The sequence below is a fragment of the Bacteroides uniformis genome (assembly GCF_025147485.1).
GTDB classification, from domain to species: domain Bacteria; phylum Bacteroidota; class Bacteroidia; order Bacteroidales; family Bacteroidaceae; genus Bacteroides; species Bacteroides uniformis.
This window is the reverse complement of record NZ_CP102263.1, coordinates 2,983,187-3,002,543: the sequence shown is the minus strand read 5'-3', so window position 1 is coordinate 3,002,543 and position 19,357 is coordinate 2,983,187. Positions and strand designations below refer to the sequence as shown.

At 50.2% G+C, this 19,357-nt stretch carries 16 protein-coding genes and 1 pseudogene; 13 read left to right on the top strand and 4 right to left on the bottom strand.

Features of this window, described 5'->3' with window-relative positions:
- Nucleotides 1-91: 91 nt before the first annotated feature.
- A complete protein-coding gene (locus NQ510_RS11840) occupies nt 92-313 on the bottom strand; it encodes a DUF4492 domain-containing protein (RefSeq protein WP_005836288.1) in 222 nt (73 codons plus the stop codon).
- 210 nt (nt 314-523) lie between these two features.
- Between NQ510_RS11840 and NQ510_RS11835 the strand changes: the two genes are divergently transcribed.
- The 9 genes from NQ510_RS11835 to NQ510_RS11795 all read left to right on the top strand — a co-directional run bounded on the left by NQ510_RS11835 (nt 524) and on the right by NQ510_RS11795 (nt 10,416).
- The gene (locus NQ510_RS11835; protein WP_005836286.1) at nt 524-1,924 is read left to right on the top strand and encodes a TolC family protein; all 1,401 of its coding nucleotides are present in this window, start codon (nt 524-526) and stop codon (nt 1,922-1,924) included.
- A 12-nt stretch (nt 1,925-1,936) separates the two neighbouring features.
- The gene (locus NQ510_RS11830; RefSeq protein WP_005828067.1) at nt 1,937-3,166 is read left to right on the top strand and encodes an efflux RND transporter periplasmic adaptor subunit; all 1,230 of its coding nucleotides are present in this window, start codon (nt 1,937-1,939) and stop codon (nt 3,164-3,166) included.
- Between the two features lie 15 nt (nt 3,167-3,181).
- A complete protein-coding gene (locus NQ510_RS11825; RefSeq protein WP_005828066.1) occupies nt 3,182-3,928 on the top strand; it encodes an ABC transporter ATP-binding protein in 747 nt (248 codons plus the stop codon).
- Nucleotides 3,929-3,981: 53 nt separating this feature from the next.
- The gene (locus tag NQ510_RS11820) at nt 3,982-5,202 is read left to right on the top strand and encodes an ABC transporter permease (RefSeq protein WP_005828065.1); all 1,221 of its coding nucleotides are present in this window, start codon (nt 3,982-3,984) and stop codon (nt 5,200-5,202) included.
- Between the two features lie 245 nt (nt 5,203-5,447).
- Nucleotides 5,448-6,515, top strand: coding sequence for a sensor histidine kinase (locus NQ510_RS11815; protein ID WP_005828062.1), 1,068 nt, complete (start codon nt 5,448-5,450; stop codon nt 6,513-6,515).
- Complete coding sequence (locus NQ510_RS11810) at nt 6,512-7,213, top strand: LytR/AlgR family response regulator transcription factor (protein ID WP_005828060.1); 702 nt, start codon at nt 6,512-6,514, stop codon at nt 7,211-7,213. Before NQ510_RS11815 ends, NQ510_RS11810 begins: the two co-directional genes overlap by 4 nt.
- A gap of 412 nt (nt 7,214-7,625) precedes the next feature.
- Entirely contained in the window at nt 7,626-8,312 is a 687-nt protein-coding gene (locus tag NQ510_RS11805; protein ID WP_005828058.1) for an energy transducer TonB, read from the top strand.
- A gap of 316 nt (nt 8,313-8,628) precedes the next feature.
- Entirely contained in the window at nt 8,629-9,273 is a 645-nt protein-coding gene (gene pdxH / locus NQ510_RS11800; RefSeq protein WP_005828057.1) for a pyridoxamine 5'-phosphate oxidase, read from the top strand.
- A 99-nt stretch (nt 9,274-9,372) separates the two neighbouring features.
- Entirely contained in the window at nt 9,373-10,416 is a 1,044-nt protein-coding gene (locus tag NQ510_RS11795; RefSeq protein ID WP_005828056.1) for a DUF2776 family protein, read from the top strand.
- Here the strand turns inward: NQ510_RS11795 and pgl are convergent.
- From pgl to gnd, 3 genes are read right to left on the bottom strand one after another with little or no spacing between them, the layout of a single operon-like run.
- Complete coding sequence (pgl, locus tag NQ510_RS11790; protein WP_005828055.1) at nt 10,409-11,125, bottom strand: 6-phosphogluconolactonase; 717 nt, start codon at nt 11,123-11,125, stop codon at nt 10,409-10,411. The two genes, NQ510_RS11795 and pgl, sit on opposite strands and share 8 nt — an antisense overlap.
- Nucleotides 11,122-12,618 carry a glucose-6-phosphate dehydrogenase gene (gene zwf, locus NQ510_RS11785; RefSeq protein WP_034525610.1) on the bottom strand — a complete coding sequence of 499 codons (1,497 nt, stop codon included), beginning with the start codon at nt 12,616-12,618 and terminating at the stop codon, nt 11,122-11,124. Before zwf ends, pgl begins: the two co-directional genes overlap by 4 nt.
- A 17-nt stretch (nt 12,619-12,635) precedes the next feature.
- On the bottom strand, nt 12,636-14,111 hold the full coding sequence (gene gnd, locus NQ510_RS11780; RefSeq protein ID WP_034523384.1) for a decarboxylating NADP(+)-dependent phosphogluconate dehydrogenase: 1,476 nt from the start codon (nt 14,109-14,111) through the stop codon (nt 12,636-12,638).
- A 128-nt stretch (nt 14,112-14,239) separates the two neighbouring features.
- Here gnd and NQ510_RS11775 point away from each other — a divergent pair.
- From NQ510_RS11775 to NQ510_RS11760, 4 genes and pseudogenes are all read left to right on the top strand, one after another.
- Nucleotides 14,240-15,074 (top strand): annotated as a pseudogene (locus NQ510_RS11775) (cation:dicarboxylate symporter family transporter).
- A gap of 74 nt (nt 15,075-15,148) precedes the next feature.
- Complete coding sequence (gene gmd, locus NQ510_RS11770; RefSeq protein ID WP_005828049.1) at nt 15,149-16,225, top strand: GDP-mannose 4,6-dehydratase; 1,077 nt, start codon at nt 15,149-15,151, stop codon at nt 16,223-16,225.
- Between the two features lie 26 nt (nt 16,226-16,251).
- Nucleotides 16,252-17,328, top strand: coding sequence for a GDP-L-fucose synthase family protein (locus NQ510_RS11765; RefSeq protein WP_034525574.1), 1,077 nt, complete (start codon nt 16,252-16,254; stop codon nt 17,326-17,328).
- A 20-nt stretch (nt 17,329-17,348) separates the two neighbouring features.
- Nucleotides 17,349-19,316 (top strand): TonB-dependent receptor, encoded by a 1,968-nt coding sequence (locus NQ510_RS11760; RefSeq protein WP_005828047.1) that lies wholly within the window; start codon nt 17,349-17,351, stop codon nt 19,314-19,316.
- The last annotated feature ends 41 nt before the right edge of the window (nt 19,317-19,357 follow it).

The following is a 19,357-nucleotide window of genomic DNA, read 5'->3' as shown; positions in this document are numbered from 1 at the left end:
TATGAGTTATTAAGTTTTTAAGTTATCGGGTAAGAACAGAGAGACACGGAGAATTTATAAGGGCAAGGAAATAAACTCTGTGTCTCCGTGTTTAGTCGCCCAGACTCCGGTGGATAAGCTCATTGCTGACATAGCCTTCCTTGTCATCGCCCACCACGGGGGTATTCAGAAACCGTGGGAAGAAGAAAAGGCGGAGAATGAAGAACATAATGAATAACTTCACAAGAATGATAAGCCACAAAGTACGCCCTAACGTCATACTTCGAAAACCTTCCAAATAAAAACGCCAAATGTTTACCGCAGTCTGTTTCATGCCGATAAAATTATAATGATTACAAATATAAAATACTTTTATATAAAGAACAAATAAAAAGGTGAAAAGTTGAACAGAAAAAAGACTTCTCCCATTCATCGGTACAAAAAAGATTTTAGGCGAGGAAAATTCACTCAACGTCTATCACTTTTGCAATCCTTTCTCCACCCCACTACATTTGCAAATATAAAACCATAGAATAACGAAGATATGACGAACGTAAAAAGATTGACAGTGATAGCGCTATGTATGGCAAGCTGCATGGGAGTGGCCGCCCAAAACGGCACTTCCACGCAGATACCCGGCAGTTCCGAGCAGCCAGCCGACAGCCTGCCCGCCCAATGGGACTTGCAAGCGTGCATCGACTATGCCTTGCAGCAAAACATCACCATCCGCAAGAACCGCCTCAACGCGGAAAGTGCCCAGGTAGATGTAAAGACCGCCCGAGCCGCTCTCTTCCCCAGCCTTTCGGCCAGTGTGAGCCAGCGTGTCGTGAATCGCCCGAAGAGCGAGACAAACACCATCATCGACGGCGACAACATCACCAGCAGCCAGAGCAAGACTTCCTATAACGGCAGCTACGGCATCGATGCCAACTGGACCCTCTACAACGGCGGGAAGCGCCTCAACACCATCAAACAACAGCAACTGAACAACCGCATTGCCGAACTTAGCGTAGCACAGAGCGAGAACAGCATCGAAGAAAGTATCGCACAAACCTACGTACAGATACTCTACGCCGCCGAAGCCGTGAAAGTGAACGAATCGACCCTGGAAGTGAGCCAAGCCGAATGCGAACGCGCCCGCCAGCTTCTCGAAGCAGGAAGCATAGCCAAAAGCGACCTGGCACAACTGGAAGCGCAGGTAAGCACCGACAAGTACCAACTGGTGACCGCACAAGCCACCCTGCAAGACTACAAACTACAACTGAAACAACTCCTGGAACTGGACGGCGAATCCGAGATGAACCTCTACATCCCCACACTCGGCACGGAAAACGTACTGGCACCCCTGCCCACCAAAACGGACGTTTACCGTTCTGCCCTCGTGCTCCGTCCGGAAATAGAAGCCGGCAAACTGAATATACAGACATCCGACCTCGACATCAAAATTGCCCGCGCTGGCTATCTGCCTACGCTGAGCCTCAGCGCCGGCATCGGAACCAGCCATGCCAACGGCAATGACTTCACCTTCAGCGAGCAAGTCAAACAGAACTGGAACAACTCGCTGGGCTTCACCGTAAGCGTGCCTATCTTCAGCAACCGGCAGACCAAGAGTGCCGTAGAGAAAGCCAAGATTCAGAAGCAGACCAGCGAACTGGACCTGCTGGACGACCAAAAAACGCTGTACAAGACCATCGAAACCCTCTGGCTCGATGCCAACAGCGCCCAGCAGCGCTACGCCGCCGCCACAGAGAAACTGAAAAGTACGCAGACCAGCTATGAACTGATTCAAGAGCAGTTCAACCTGGGCATGAAGAATACCGTAGAACTGCTGACTGAGAAAAGCAATCTGCTCAGCGCACAGCAGGAGACACTGCAAGCCAAATACATGGCCATACTGAATATGCAGCTACTGAAGTTTTATCAAGGAGAAAAAATCGAATTATAATACCTTATATATATGAACAAAAAAAGAATCATCCTCATTGCCGTAGCTGCCGTAATCATAGTGGGCGGCGGCGTATGGCTCTTCGGTGGTGCCAAGGCCAAGCACAAGGTGACCTACGCCACAGCAACCATCCATAAAGGCGAGATTTCCGAATCCGTAACCGCCACGGGGACCATCGAACCGGTGACGGAAGTGGAAGTGGGTACCCAGGTGAGCGGTATCATCGACAAGATTCATGTAGACTACAATTCCGTAGTAACCAAAGGCCAACTCATTGCCGAGATGGACCGCGTGACACTGCAAAGCGAACTCGCTTCGCAACGCGCCGCCTACAACGGTGCAAAGGCCGAATACGAGTACCAGAAAAAACTCTACGAGCGCAACAAGACGCTGAACGAAAAGCAGCTCATCGCCGCCACGGACTATGAGCAGTCCGTCTATAACTACGAGAAGGCCAAGAGCAACTACGAAAGCAGCCAGGCATCACTGGCAAAGGCTGAACGCAACCTCTCCTACGCCACCATCACCTCTCCCATCGACGGTGTAGTCATCAGCCGCGACGTGGAAGCAGGACAGACCGTGGCTTCCGGCTTCGAGACACCGACACTGTTCACCATCGCTGCCGACCTGACGCAGATGCAGGTTGTGGCCGACGTGGACGAAGCGGACATAGGCGGTGTGGAAGAGGGACAGCGCGCCACGTTTACCGTAGACGCCTACCCGAATGACGTGTTCGAAGGAGTGGTCACACAAATTCGTCTGGGAGATGCCAGCTCAAGCAGCACGTCGAGCACCAGCACCAGCACGGTTGTGACCTACGAAGTAGTCATATCCGCCCACAACCCTGACCTGAAACTGAAACCACGCCTGACGGCCAACGTCACCATCTTCACCCTCGACCGCAAAGACGTACTGTGCGCTCCTGCCCGTGCCCTGCGCTTCAACCCCGAAAAACCGCTTATCGGCGACAATGATATCGTGAAGGATTGCGAAGGGGAACATAAACTCTGGACCCGCGAAGGCAACACCTTTACCGCCCATCCGGTGAAGATAGGTATCTCCAACGGAGTCAACACGGAAATTATCAGCGGCATTAACGAAGGTACCGTAGTGGTGACCGAAGCCACCATCGGCAGCATGCCCGGCAGCGGCGCTCCGGACATGAGCCAGGAAGCTCCCGGAGGTGAGAAGAGTCCGTTCATGCCTGGCCCTCCGGGAAGTAAGAAGAAGAGCGGAAAATAATACAAAAAAAGAATTATGAATAAAGCAGTCATTGAACTTCAAAATATCAAACGCAACTTCCAGGTGGGGGACGAAACCGTGCATGCCCTGCGCGGCGTCTCGTTCACCATCCGTGAAGGCGAGTTTGTCACCATCATGGGTACATCGGGCTCCGGAAAGTCGACTTTGCTGAATACCCTCGGCTGCCTGGACACGCCCACCAGCGGCGAATACCTGCTGGACGGTATCTCCGTACGCACCATGAGCAAGCCTCAACGCGCCGTACTACGCAACCGTAAAATCGGCTTCGTATTCCAGAGTTACAACCTGCTGCCCAAAACCACTGCCGTGGAAAATGTGGAGCTACCGCTGATGTATAACTCCTCCGTCTCGGCTTCCGAAAGGCGGAGACGTGCCATCGAAGCCCTGCAAGCCGTGGGGCTGGGCGACCGACTGGAACATAAGTCCAATCAGATGTCCGGCGGTCAGATGCAACGCGTAGCCATCGCCCGCGCCTTGGTGAACAATCCCGCCGTTATCCTGGCAGACGAAGCTACGGGTAACCTGGACACCCGTACTTCTTTCGAGATTCTGGTACTGTTCCAAAAGCTGCATGCCGAAGGACGCACCATCATCTTCGTCACCCACAACCCCGAAATAGCCCAGTACAGCAGCCGCAACATCGTGCTGCGCGACGGACAAATCAAGGACGATACCATCAACACCCAAATCCAGAATGCAGCCGAAGCCCTGGCAGCATTGCCTAAGCAGGAGGAGGAATGAGGGATAAGGGATTAAGGATTAGGGATTAATTTTAAACTTTCCATTAAAACGATATGAACGGAACAAACCTTTTCAAAATAGCCTTGCGAGCCTTGAACAACAACAAGCTGCGCGCATTCCTCACCATGCTGGGCATCATCATCGGCGTGGCGTCCGTCATCACGATGCTTGCCATCGGACAAGGTTCGAAGAAAAGCATCCAGGCGCAAATCTCCGAGATGGGCTCCAACATGATTATGATTCACCCCGGTGCCGACATGCGCGGCGGTGTCCGCCAAGACCCCAGCGCCATGCAGACCTTGAAGCTGACCGACTACGAAGCCCTGCGAAACGAAACCAACTTTCTGGCTGCCGTCAGCCCCAATGTCTCCTCCAGCGGGCAGCTCATCGCGGGCAACAACAACTACCCCTCCTCCGTGAGCGGCGTGGGCACGGACTATCTCGAAATCCGGCAGCTCAGCGTGGAGAACGGCGAGATGTTTACCGAAGCCGACATACAGACCTCTGCCAAGGTGTGCGTCATCGGAAAGACCATCCAAGACAACCTCTTTCCCGGAGGAGAGGACCCTGTGGGACGTATCATCCGCTTCAACCAAGTGCCCTTCCGCGTGGTGGGCGTGCTGAAGTCCAAAGGCTACAACTCCATGGGCATGGACCAGGACGACGTAGTGCTTGCCCCTTACAGCACCGTGATGAAACGCCTGCTGGCACAGACCTACCTTAGCGGCATCTTCGCCTCCGCCCTCACCGAGGACATGACGGACAATGCCACCGACGAAATCACCGAGATACTGCGCCGCAACCACAAGCTGAAGGAGAGTGACGACGACGACTTCACCATTCGCAGCCAGCAGGAACTCAGCACCATGCTGAACTCCACCACCGACCTGATGACCACGCTGCTTGCCTGCATAGCCGGCATTTCGCTCGTAGTGGGCGGCATCGGCATTATGAACATCATGTACGTATCGGTGACGGAACGCACGCGCGAAATCGGCCTGCGCATGAGTGTAGGCGCCCGCGGTGTCGACATCTTGAGCCAGTTCCTCATCGAAGCCATTCTTATCAGCATCACCGGAGGCATTATCGGTGTCATCATCGGATGCGGAGCCAGCTTGATAGTGAAGGGCGTTGCCCACTGGCCCATCTTCATCCAGCCGTGGAGTGTATTCCTCTCCTTCGCCGTATGTACCGTCACCGGAGTGTTCTTCGGTTGGTATCCCGCCAAGAAAGCTGCGGACCTCGACCCGATAGAGGCCATACGCTACGAATAACCTTTTCTCCCTTGCCGGAAGTTAGCCAAATAGTTCTTAAGTATTAGGAAAAAAGTTTCCGGCAATAGGGAAAAAAGTTATGCGAAACTAAGAACAATCTCTATCCCAAGCCTTGGGATAGACATCCGCAAGCTTGGGATACATATCCGCAACCTGGAAACGCTTATCCGCAACCTGCGAACAGAGATTTGCTTCGCAGGCAGCGGATATTTCCAATATCCACCTAAAATCCGTATCTTTGTATCATGATGAAACAACAGCTCCCTAACCCACGCCGCCGCGGCATCGAAACCCTGATACACATCATTGTCTGGGGTATCGTCATCGGTTTCCCCTTTCTGATGATGACACGCAGCGGCTTCAATATCAGCCTTGCGGACTATCTGCGCCACGGTAGCAGCAGTACCCTCTCATTCTTCCTTGTATTCTACATCAACTACTGCTTCCTCATTCCCCGCTACTTGTTCGAGGGACGCATCCGGCAGTATCTCCTGCTGAACACACTGCTCATCATCTGCATTACCACCGGCGCCCACCTTTGGCAAGAATACACATTCCAAAACCATATGCGCGGCGATGATGACGGTCAGCACATGGGGCCTCCCAAATGGATATTCATCTTGCGCGACGTCTCGACCATGATTCTCACCGCCGGCCTCAGCGCTGCCATCAAGCTGAGCCGCCGCTGGGCGCAGATGGACGCCGCCCGCCGCGAAGCCGAGAAAAGCCGCACGGAAGCCGAGTTGAAGAACCTGCGCAACCAGCTCAACCCGCACTTCCTGCTCAATACGCTGAATAACATCTACGCCCTCATCGCCTTCGATGCCGACAAGGCACAGACTGCCGTGCAGGAACTGAGCCGACTGCTGCGCCATGTGCTGTATGACAATCAGCAGAACTTCGTCACCCTGGACAAGGAGATGGACTTCATCCGCAACTACATCGAACTGATGCGCATCCGTCTCTCCGCCAACGTCCGTGTGGAAACAAAGATAGACGTCCGACCGGACAGCCGTACGGAAATAGCTCCGCTCATCTTTATTTCCCTCATAGAGAATGCCTTCAAGCATGGCATCTCCCCCACCGAGCCCAGCTTTATCCGTATCCACTTCAGTGAAAGCCCCGGAGAGATACATTGCGAAATAACCAACAGCTATCATCCCAAAAGCGTGGCAGACAAGAGTGGAAGCGGCATCGGGTTGGAACAAGTGCGCAAGCGTCTGGAGCTGACCTATCCCGGCCATTACGACTGGCAGCAAGGAGTGAGTGAGGACATGAAAGAGTATAAATCTATTTTAATTATAAAGATATGAATCTGAAGTGCGCCATTGTAGACGACGAGCCCCTCGCCCTGGGGTTGCTGGAAAGCTACGTCAACAAGACCCCGTTTCTGGAGTTGGTCGGTAAATACTCCAGTGCCGTACAAGCCATCAAGGAGTTGCCCGAGAAGCACATCGACCTGCTTTTCCTCGACATCCAGATGCCCGAACTGAACGGACTGGAATTTTCGAAGATGGTCGATTCCGGCACCCGCATTGTCTTTACCACCGCCTTCGACCAGTATGCCATAGACGGCTACAAAGTCAATGCGCTGGACTACCTGCTGAAACCCATCTCCTACGTCGACTTTCTGCAGGCTGCCAACAAGGCTGTGCAATGGTTTGAATTGCTGCAACAGCCCAAGGAAGAGATTCAGAGCATCTTCGTAAAAAGCGAGTATAAGCTGGTGCAAATCGAATTGAGTAAAATTCTGTACATAGAGGGGCTGAAAGACTATCTCAAAATCTACGAGGAGGATTCTCCCAAGCCTATCCTGTCTCTCATGAGCATGAAGGCAATGGAGGAACTTCTGCCTGCCTCGCGTTTCATGCGCGTCCACCGTTCCTACATTGTTCAGAAGAATAAAATACGTATTATAGACCGTGGTCGCATCGTGTTCGGAAAGAACTACATCCCGATAAGCGACAGCTATAAACTGGCTTTTCAAGAATTTTTAGACCAAAGAAGCTAAAAAAATCGACCAATCCGTCGATAAAATCGGAAAAACCGTCGATTTATTATAGAATCTTTTTGCATATTAAAATATGTTTTTTTATCTTTGCACCGAACAGATAGGAGTTGTGAAACTCCCCCAATAGAATAGTTTAGTTAAGTCTAGTTTAGTTTTTGTGTGAAGCACTTCCTCCGTAAGCGAACGTTGGAAGTGCTTTTTACATATCAACACTATTTAATCCACAAGCAGAAAAATTATCAAAGCAAATTTAAAAAACTATATATAACTACATATCAAACACCAACATAACATTCATTTTCTTATCTTTAATACAGAAACAAGTGGGCACGCATGTTTTATGATTTTACTAATCACATCTGTATAATGTTAGTTTCGCGACAACCATTATACGGTAATAATCTTGTAAATTATGGAAATCAAGAAAACATCCAAAGCAAGCCTGGAAAACAAGAAGTCAAGTTGGCTACTTGTAGGTTATGTAATTGTGCTGGTCTTCATGTTCGTTGCATTTGAATGGTCGAAGCGTGATGTTAGGATTGACATGAGCGGTGCTATTACCGAGAACGTATTTGAGCAGGAAATTGAAATTCCTATCACGGAGCAACCCGAATTAGTAGCTCCGCCACCCCCTCAAGCTCCTGCAATTGCCGAGGTATTGACAATTGTGGATGATAATGACAATGTGAAAGAAACAGCCATTGCCTCTTCCGAAGAAATCGGTGAAGCTGTAATCATCAAACCCATATCTCCAACCGTAGATGAAGAGATTCCGGTAGAGGATGAGATTTTTGAAGTTGTAGAGAAGAATCCCGAGTTTTCTTATAATGGCATGAGTCTGATGCAATATCTGGGTAAGAGTATAAAATACCCGACTATTGCACAAGAGACCGGAACCCAGGGGCGCGTAATAGTACAATTCGTTGTCAACAAAGACGGCAGCATCGTAGATGTAAAAGTAGTAAGAGGCGTAGATCCCTATCTGGACAAAGAAGCTATCCGTGTGATTTCCACCATGCCCAAATGGAAACCCGGTGAGCAACGAGGCAAACCGGTCCGTTGTAAATTCACAGTTCCCGTAATGTTTAAATTACAATAGCAGACATGCCAGTGTCCACTTTCCACTTGTCTTCATAAGGTAATCTCCAATATCCGAGGGTGTGTCGAAACTGGTATTCACCACAGATTACACAGATTTGCACAGATAAGTATCTTTGACTATCAGTAGATTAAGCTCATTCTGTGTTAATCCGTGTAATCTGTGGTGAATTTTGACACACCCCCATTTTTTTAAGTATCAACACAGCCATTTCCTTCTTCCATATTTTTCTTTCCGCAGAAAAACAAAAACATTCAGCCCTCTCAGACTGTTACATAGAAAAACAATATATCACTCCTGATAAAACCACACGATAATGAAATCACAACTCTTTGACATCAGAAGAGAATATAAGAAAGGCAGGCTGACACCGGGTAACCTCAACGACAATCCCTTTGAGCAATTCGACCATTGGCTGAACGATGCTATCCATAGTGATGAGTACGAGCCCACCGCCATGACGGTAGCTACAGTCTCGACAGACGGGCATCCTTCTACACGCACAGTGTTGCTGAAAGGGGTGGAAAATGGCCGTTTCATCTTCTTCACCAACTACGAAAGCAGAAAAGGCCGGCAACTGACTGCAAATCCGTATATATCCTTATCTTTCGTATGGCACAAACTGGAAAGGCAAATACACATTGAAGGAAAAGCTGAAAGATGCGCTCCTGCCGATTCTGACGCCTATTTTGCAAGCAGGCCTTACAAAAGTAAAATCGGGGCGAGGATTTCACCCCAAAGTCACGTCATCGGCAGCCGTATGGAGATAATGCGCGCGTTCGTCCGCGAAGCGGCAACATGGATAGGGCAAAGTATCAAACGTCCCGACAACTGGGGAGGTTTTGCCGTCACCCCTTTCCGTTTTGAATTCTGGCAAGGACGGGAAAGCAGGCTACACGACCGTTTCCTCTATTCCCAACAAGCGGATGGCAGCTGGAAAAAGGAGAGGCTGGCTCCCTAAATACGGACAGGGAAACACTTCTCATCACAAATAAATCTTAAAAGGAGGAACAAAGCCACAGAAACGCTGTTTGAAGGGGAAACTCTAAAAACAACTGTTATGAATTACGGTATCAGTATTCTTTTCAGGGCTATACCCTTGTTGATGGCCCTTTTCTGTTTCGGCTACGGAGCCTTTGTGCTCCACGAAGGACTGGATTCGGCAAAATTTGTGGCCGGTCCGGTAGTATTTTCCTTAGGGATGATTTGCATTGCCTTGTTCGCCACAGCGGCAACAATCATTAGACAAATTATTCATACCTACAATCCGATAGCCAGATACGCACTTCCGGTTATTGGTTACCTGGCAGCCGTACTCACAGTAATCTATGGTTGGAATTATATGCACGAAGCTGCCACGGCAAGCAATTTCGTGGCAGGACACGTGATTTGCGGAGTCGGTTTCATCACAGCTTGTGTAGCTACCACAGCCACAGCCTCCACCCGCTTCACCCTCATTCCCGCCAACTCGGAACGTACCGACCAGCTACAACCTGCCGATGCATTCAATTCCTCCCAGGGATATATCCTGATAGCAGTTGCCACCCTTATGGCAGTAATGGCATGGATATGGGCCTTCTGGCTATTGTCAAAAAGCAGCGAGCACAATGCATATTATGTAGCAGGCCATGTCATGGCAGGACTTGCTTGTATCTGTTCCAGCTTGGTGGCGCTGGTTGCAACCATCGTCCGCCAGATACGCAACAACTATACAAAGTCTGAACGGAAACAATGGCCGGCCCTTGTTTTGATAATGGGCAGCATAAGCATTCTCTGGGGACTTCTGGTCTTGGCCAACAGCAATCCGGCACTCTCCTCCACAGGATATATTATGATAGGCCTGGGACTGGTATGCTACAGCATTTCCAGCAAAGTCATACTACTTGCCGCCATCTGGCGGAACACTTTCAAGCTGGCCAACCGCATCCCGCTGATTCCGGTCTTCACGGCCCTGGCTTGTCTGTTTCTCTCCGCCTTTCTGTTTGAGATGGCAAGCCTGCACAATGCCTATTTTGTCCCTGCACGCGTACTGGCAGGTTTGGGAGGCATCTGCTTTACATTATTCTCCATCGTAAGCATTCTGGAGAGCGGTACATCTAAGTAGACATTTTCCCGCCATTGGCCTGAGCATCGAGGAACAATTCCACACGCTCGGCATGGTGGGCCACATAAGCTGCCGGACCGGTATCCCCGGAATCAAGAATATCGCGGACCACATCCGCCTTATTCTTGCCGGTAACAAAGAAAATAAGATTCTTCGCAGCAAACAAAAGGCAGCCGGTCATGGCTATGCGTTTCTGCCCATTATAGGGATTGACACTCACCTCATAAGGATGAAAGGAAGAAAGCAGATATTCCTGCCCCGGAAAGATAGAGGAGGTATGCCCGTCGTCTCCAGCACCGAGCAAAACGACATCGAAGGCCGGGAAGCCACCCCAAAGCGGAACCGTGCGGCAAACCAGCGTCGAATAGTTCTTTGCTTCAATCTCCGGGCGGTTCACTCCATAAATAGGATAAACGTATTCATCGGGCATGCCTACTTCATCCAACAGCAAACGGCGCATGGTACCATAATTGCTCTCATAATCCTCTGCCGGCACACACCGTTCATCCACCCAATAAATCCGCATCCGCATCCAAGGAGTCACCTCCTTGTACTCGTTGGCCCAAATGTCAAACATCAGCGAAGGAGTACTTCCCCCACTGAATGCAAAATAAAAGGTCTTTTCCGGCTCACGCTCCATCATCGCAATCAAATGTTCAATCAACGCATGTGCCGTAGCTGTAGCCGAATGGTAAACATAACTTTTCATAACTCGCAATATTCATCTGTATTAGTCAAATTCTTACACGGATTAGTCCACTCAGCACCATGTTCGTGCATCATCGCTTCACTTTCCAAAGGTCCCCACGTACCTACGGGATACCCATATAAAGGAGCATCCGTATGCTCTTTCCAATAACGCAACACGGGATCGAAAAAGCGCCATGAAGCCTCTACCGCGTCGCTGCGGGTAAAGAGTGTAGGGTCACCTTGTATGCAGTCCTCTATCAGACGGGCATAGGCATCGCCGGTAGGCAACCCGCCCAACTGGTCATAACTGAAGTCCATCATCACCTGCTTCACGTCAAATCCGGGTCCGGGAGTCTTCATGCCGAATTTCAGCACAATACCTTCATTGGGTTGCAGGCGGAGAATCAGCTTATTCGCGCGGGGACAATGTCCACCCTCGCAACGGAACATCTGATGGGGCGTCTCACGGAAATGTACAACAATCTCAGTCACCTTTGTCGGCATTTGTTTGCCGGTACGGATATAGAAAGGAACACCCTTCCACCGCCAGTTGTTAATACCGATTTTCATGGCAATATACGTTTCGGTACGCGAATCAGGTGCCACGTTCTTCTCTTCCCTATACCCGGCTTTCGAGCCCGAAGCCGTATATTGTCCGCGGACAATGTGTTCCTCCAAATCCTCCTCTGTCAAGGGAGCCAATGACTCATAGACCTTCACCACCTCGTTGCGGAAATTATCGGCATTGAAAACGGCAGGCGGTTCCAATGCAGTGAGCGCCACAAGCTGTATGAGGTGGTTTTGTACCATATCGCGCAGGGCTCCGGCACCTTCATAGAATCCGCCACGTCCTTCGATACCCAGATTCTCTACGGCTGTAATCTCCACATAGTCTATATAATTACGGTTCCATAGCGGTTCGAAGATTCCGTTGGCAAAACGGAAGGCGAGAATGTTCTGCGCCGTTTCCTTACCCAAAAAATGGTCGATGCGGTAAATCTGATGCTCCTTGAAAACGGAAGCATAAATGCTATTCAGCTTTCTGGCTGACTCCAAATCGTAACCGAACGGCTTTTCAACGATGATACGCGTATCAGGACGGTTCAGACCGGCCGCCTTCAAGTGCAAGGGAATGACACCGTACAAGGAAGGTGGAGTAGCCAGATAGAACAGCAGGTTGTCCGGTTTCTGCTCACCGGTAAACTCTTGTAAACGTCCGTCCAGCAGATGATAGCCTTCAACCTCGGCGGGATCCAATGTCTGGTAATGCAGATGGCTGCAAAAATCCCTCATTTTATCTTCCACCTGCTCTTTGGAAGCTACGAACTTACTCAATTCACTCATTATATATTCTTGGTAACGGGCATCCGTATACTCGGTGCGTCCTATCCCCAGAATGGAGAATCCTTCCGGCAACCGCCCGCCACTATATAAAGTATAGAGCGCCGGCATCAGTTTGCGCTTCGTCAAGTCACCCGAAGCGCCGAATATAACAATCACTAATTTATTCATCATCTTCTCCCCCTTTCTCACACATTGTACGTACCCGATTTCGTATCTCCTCCGTGTCCCGTCCAATTTTCATGGAAAAACTGTCCACGCAACTCGTCTGTCCTTTCAAAGGTATGCGCACCAAAATAGTCACGTTGCGCCTGAATCATATTGGCAGGCAACTTGGCAGACACCAGCGAATAGAAATAATTCAAGGCGGACGAGAATGCAGGCACCGGAAGTTCCTCTTTCATGGATTGTGCCACCAGATGTTTCCAGCCGGAAAGCAACAGCTGCATTTCATTTTTGAAATAAGGAGCCAACAGCAGATGTTTGGGCTTGTCTTTTGCCTCGAAAGCCGTAGCTATGTCGTTCAGGAAAATACTACGGATGATGCAGCCGCCCCGCCACATGCGTGCGATGGATGCCAAATCGAGGTTCCAGGCAAAAGCGTCGGATGCACGCTGCAACACGGCGAATCCCTGAGCATATGACACTAATTTGGAAGCATAGAGTGCGGAATAGATATCCTTCACCATCTCCGACTTGTTGTACACCGCCTGCGAGCGTCGGCATACAAATTGCTTGGAAGCCGTTTCACGCAAGCCCTTCTGTGCCGACAAACTACGTTCGAACACAGCCGTAGCAATCAGCCCCAACGGCATGCCCAGCTCCATCGCATTGATAACGGACCACTTGCCCGTACCTTTCTGTCCGGCGGTATCCAATATCTTATCTATCAGGTAACCTCCTGATTTGTCCTTATGACGCAGTATGTTGGCGGTAATTTCAATGAGATAGCTACGCAACTTACCCTCATTCCAATCAGCAAAGATTTCTGCCATCTGTCCATTGTCCAGACCAAGCAGATTCTTCATCACCCAATAAGCTTCGGCAATAAGCTGCATATCTCCATATTCGATACCGTTATGTATCATCTTGACGAAATGACCGGAACCGGCAGGACCAATCCACTGGCAGCACGGAGTACCGTCAGATGCTTTTGCCGCAATACTCTGCAGGATAGGCTTCACCTCAGGCCAGGCACTTTCAGATCCTCCGGGCATGATAGACGCGCCGTTCAGCGCTCCTTCCTCTCCACCGGAAACTCCAGCTCCCACAAAACGGAAGCCTTTCTTTTCGGCCAATGCCACACGCCGGTTGGTGTCCTCATAATTGGAATTACCACCGTCAATCAGGATATCCCCTTCGGACAAATGGGGAAACAGCTGTTCCATCAGTTCATCCACCGCACTGCCGGCACGAACCATCATCATTATTTTGCGGGGTATGGCAATGGAAGTTACAAATTCGGCTATATCTGTATAGCCTTCAATTTTTTTCCCTTTGGCGCGGCCGTTCACAAAACGTTCCACCACCCCTTCTTCCACTCCCGGAACCGTACGATTATATACCGAAACATTCCATCCCTTATCTGCCATATTGAGGGCCAAATTCTCGCCCATAACTGCCAGACCGATAAGTCCAATGTCTGTTTTATTTAAATTCTTCATATTCATGTAAATTTTGTCTTTATATGGAAACAAAATGCTAACAGCATTTGTTCGTATGAATTACGAAAATAAAATAGTACTTTTGTCAGCGAAAGCCTATTTTTCAACCAGACAGAAAACCAATGCTCATGAAGAACTTCCACATCGGACTATTGCCACGCATCATCATTGCCATTATCTTAGGTATACTTTTCGGAAATTTCCTACCGGCTTCGCTGGTACGGCTGTTCGTAACATTCAATGCCATTTTCAGTGAATTCCTGAACTTCTCCATCCCCCTCATCATTGTGGGACTGGTCACGATTGCCATTGCCGACATCGGCAAAGGAGCCGGACGGATGCTGGTCGTCACGGCGCTCATTGCTTACGGAGCTACCTTATTCTCCGGCTTTCTCTCCTATTTCACCGGTATGGCGGTATTTCCTTCCCTCATAGAAACCGGGGTGCCGTTAGAAGAAGTCAGTGAGTCTCAAGGCATTCTTCCCTATTTTTCCGTGGGTATCCCGCCCTTGATGAATGTTATGACCGCACTCGTACTTGCCTTCACACTGGGGCTGGGCCTGGCTCATCTGAAAAGAGCAAAGTCGGAAGAACGGCGTCTCTGCCGATATTGCCGGATTCGTCATCCCACTTTGCGCCACCATCCATCTGTCGGGCAGCACATTGAAGATTGTGGCATGCGCCCTGGCACTGATGATAATGCAAGGCATGCCCCATGATTTCCCTCTATTTGCAGGATTTATCTTCATGCTGGGCATCACTATGGTAGCCGCTCCCGGGGTACCGGGAGGCGCCATCATGGCATCACTGGGCATCCTGCAATCCATGCTGGGCTTCGACGAGTCGGCACAAGCGCTGATGATTGCACTATACATAGCGATGGACAGCTTCGGTACTGCCTGCAATGTGACGGGCGACGGGGCAATCGCACTGATTATCGACAAAGTGATGGGAAAGAAATAGTTTATATTTTGCTATCTCGTGGAAAATAACGAATATTGCAGTCCGAAAAGACATAATAACAAGAAGCATACATTATGAAGAAAGCCCTTATCTCCGGCATTACCGGGCAGGACGGCTCGTTCCTTGCCGAATTCCTCCTGCAGAAAGGATATGAAGTGCACGGTATCCTGCGTCGCTCTTCCTCTTTCAACACCGGCCGCATCGAACACCTCTACTTCGATGAGTGGGTACGCGACATGAAACAGAAACGTACCATTAACCTGCACTATGGAGACATGACAGACTCCAGCTCTCTCATCCGTATCATCCAGAGTGTGCAGCCGGACGAAATATATAACCTTGCCGCTCAAAGCCATGTCAAAGTATCCTTCGACGTGCCCGAATATACCGCCGAAACCGATGCCGTAGGCACCCTGCGCATGCTCGAAGCCGTACGCATTCTCGGTATGGAAAAGAAGACACGCATCTACCAGGCCTCCACTTCCGAGCTCTTCGGAAAAGTGCAGGAAGTGCCGCAAAGCGAAACGACCCCGTTCTATCCCCGCAGCCCCTATGGCGTAGCCAAACAGTATGGCTTTTGGATTACAAAGAACTACCGCGAAAGCTATGGCATGTTTGCTGTAAACGGCATACTCTTCAACCACGAGAGCGAACGCCGAGGTGAAACCTTCGTGACAAGAAAAATCACACTGGCGGCTGCCCGCATCGCCCAAGGCTTCCAGGACAAGCTGTATCTGGGCAATCTGGATGCCCGGCGCGACTGGGGATATGCCAAAGACTACATCGAGTGCATGTGGCTCATCCTGCAGCACGACACCCCCGAAGACTTCGTCATTGCCACCGGAGAAATGCATACCGTACGCGAATTTGCGACACTGGCATTCCGGGAGGTAGGCATCACTCTGCGCTGGGAAGGCCAGGGAGTGGACGAGAAGGGTATCGACACACAGACCGGAAAAGTCCTCGTGGAAGTCGACCCCAAATATTTCCGGCCTGCCGAAGTGGAACAATTGCTGGGCGACCCCACCAAAGCAAAAACACTGCTGGGATGGAATCCGAGGCAGACCAGTTTTGAAGAGTTGGTACGCATCATGGCAGAGCACGACATGAAATTTGTGAAGAAACTGTATTTAAGAAGCAAAGAGCTTTGAATGAACAATTAAACTTTCAGACAACAATGTTAGACAAAAATGCCAAAATATATGTAGCAGGCCACCGGGGACTGGTAGGTTCTGCCATCTGGAAAAATCTTGAGGAGAAAGGATACACCAATCTCATCGGCAAGACCCACACAGAACTCGATCTGCTCGACGGAGTTGCCGTACGCCGCTTCTTCGACGAGGAGCAGCCCGAATATGTATTCCTTGCCGCCGCCTTTGTGGGTGGCATTATGGCCAACAGTATCTACCGTGCCGATTTCATCTACAAGAACCTGCAGATACAACAGAACGTCATCGGCGAAAGCTTCCGCCACGGAGTGAAAAAACTTCTCTTTCTTGGCAGCACCTGCATCTATCCCCGTGATGCCGAACAGCCGATGAAAGAAGACGCACTCCTCACTTCTCCGCTGGAATACACGAACGAGCCCTATGCCATCGCCAAAATAGCCGGACTGAAAATGTGCGAAAGCTTCAATCTTCAATACGGTACGAACTACATTGCCGTGATGCCCACCAACCTTTACGGTCCCAACGACAACTTCGACCTGGAACGCAGCCACGTGCTCCCTGCCATGATACGCAAGATACACCTCGCCCACTGCCTGAAACAAGGCGACTGGGATGCCGTACGTCACGACATGAACCTGCGTCCGGTGGAAGGCATCAACGGCGACAGCAGCAAAGAAGACATTCTGAATATCCTCCGGAAATACGGCATCAGCGAAGAAGAAGTGAGATTATGGGGTACCGGCACCCCCTTGCGCGAATTCCTCTGGAGCGAGGAGATGGCAGATGCCAGCGTCTTCGTCATGGAACACGTCGACTTCAAAGATACCTTCGAGCCGGACGACAAGGAAATCCGCAACTGTCACATCAATATCGGTACGGGCAAGGAAATCACTATCCGCCAGTTGGCAGAGCTGATTGTCAACACCGTAGGCTATCAGGGCCGGTTGACCTTCGACACTTCCAAACCCGACGGCACCATGCGCAAACTGACCGATCCCGGTAAGTTACATGCATTGGGATGGCATCATAAGATTGATATCGAGGAAGGTGTGCAACGCATGTACCGATGGTACTTGGGAAAGTAATTAGTGACGTCTGATTAGCCATGAATGCCATACGGTACAAGGTGGGAACTGTATTGTTTATATTGCTGATACTTTTATCAGGTATCAGCCCAACCATGAATGCCATGATAGCTCCCGTGACCTATTCCGTTCGCGGCAAAGTCATCGACAGACAGTCCAGACAACCCGTGGCCTACGCCAACGTTTTCGTTGCCGGCATCCCCGGGAAAGGGGCATCCACCGATTCACTCGGCACATTCAAGATAGAGCAGGTACCTCCGGGCATCTATAGCCTTGAGGCATCCTGCATAGGATACCAGACTGTTTCCACCCCCGAATATATTGTTTCAGCCTCAACCCCGTTCATCGAGATAGAGATGGAAGAGGATGCCAATCTGCTGAACACAGTAGTGGTGGTGCCTTCTCCCTTCCGGCGAAGTATCGAAAGCCCGGTCAGCATGCGTATCATCGGCTTGCAGGAAATAGAGAAAAGTCCCGGAGCCAACCGGGATGTTTCGCGCATCGTACGCTCCTATCCCGGCGTCTCTTTCTCTCCCATCGGCTATCGCAACGACTTGATTGTTCGGGGCGGTTCTCCTTCCGAAAACCGCTTTTATATGGATGGCATCGAAATCCCCAACATCAACCACTTTGCCACTCAGGGTGCATCCGGAGGACCGGTAAGTATTGTCAATGCCGACCTGATACGCGAGATTACATTTTATACAGGCGCCTTCCCCGCCAACCGCTCCGGAGCCTTGAGTTCCGTCCTCGACTTCCGCCTCAAGGACGGAAATCCGGACAAGCAGGCGTTCAAAGCCACCATCGGCGCATCGGAAGTCTCGCTCAGCGGAGCAGGCCATCTGGGGCAGCGCACCACTTATCTGTTCTCCGCACGCCAGTCCTACCTGCAACTTTTGTTCAAGGCTTTGGGACTGCCCTTCCTGCCCAATTTCATTGACGGACAATTCAAAACAAAAACCCGTTTCAACGAGCACAGCGAGCTGACCCTGCTTGGTCTTGCAGGCATTGACAAGATGAAACTGAATACCGATGAAAAAGGAGAAGATGCCGAATATCTGCTCAGCTATCTCCCCACTATCCATCAGGAAACATTCACTCTCGGAGCCTCTTACAGACACTACAATGGAAGGCACGTACAATCCCTTATACTGAGCCATAACTACCTGAACAACCGCAATCTGAAATACCGCAACAACGATGACTCTTCCGAAGACAACCTGACCCTGCGCCTACGCTCCACAGAACAAAAGACCACCCTGCGTTTCGAAAACCAAACGCGCTTGGGAGCATGGACCCTAAAAGAAGGAGCAGAACTGAACAACTCCATCTATACAAACCACAGCAGGCAAAGACTATACGGCAGTCATTCGGGTACGCTTTCCATCTACGAAACCTCACTCAACATCTTCGGCTGGGGGGCTTTCTTCTCTTCCAACTATACCACCGCCGACAAGCGTCTGGCCCTTTCTGCCGGTATCCGTATGGATGGCAACACTTACAACCGAAAGATGCGGCAGCTATGGAAACAGTTCTCCCCACGCCTCTCTGCATCCTACAAACTCTCGGAACAATGGACCCTGAGCGGAAGTACCGGCCTCTACCACCAATTGCCTCCCTACACCGCTTTGGGATATAAAGACAATGAAGGGCAATATCTCAACAAAAACCTGAAGTACATGCAGGTCTTTGAAAGCAGCCTCGGTCTGGACTGGCACCTGCAAGACCGGTTCATGGTTTCTGCAGAAGGTTTCTTCAAGCGTTACAGCCGTATGCCACTTTCCCTCCAAGACAACATTCCGTTGGCATGCAAAGGAAACGATTACGGTGTCACCGGCAACAAACTGAAGCAGCCGGATGTGATAATGAGTACGGGCATCATCGAAAATCCGTCCGCTCCTGTTGCCGAACAGCGCTATAAAATGAAATACCTCAAGCAGGAAAGCGGCACTATCCTGCCTACTTTAGGTATAACTGTCGAGTTTTAGCAAATAGCCGCCATAAAAACTATTTTCCCTATAAAAGTTTG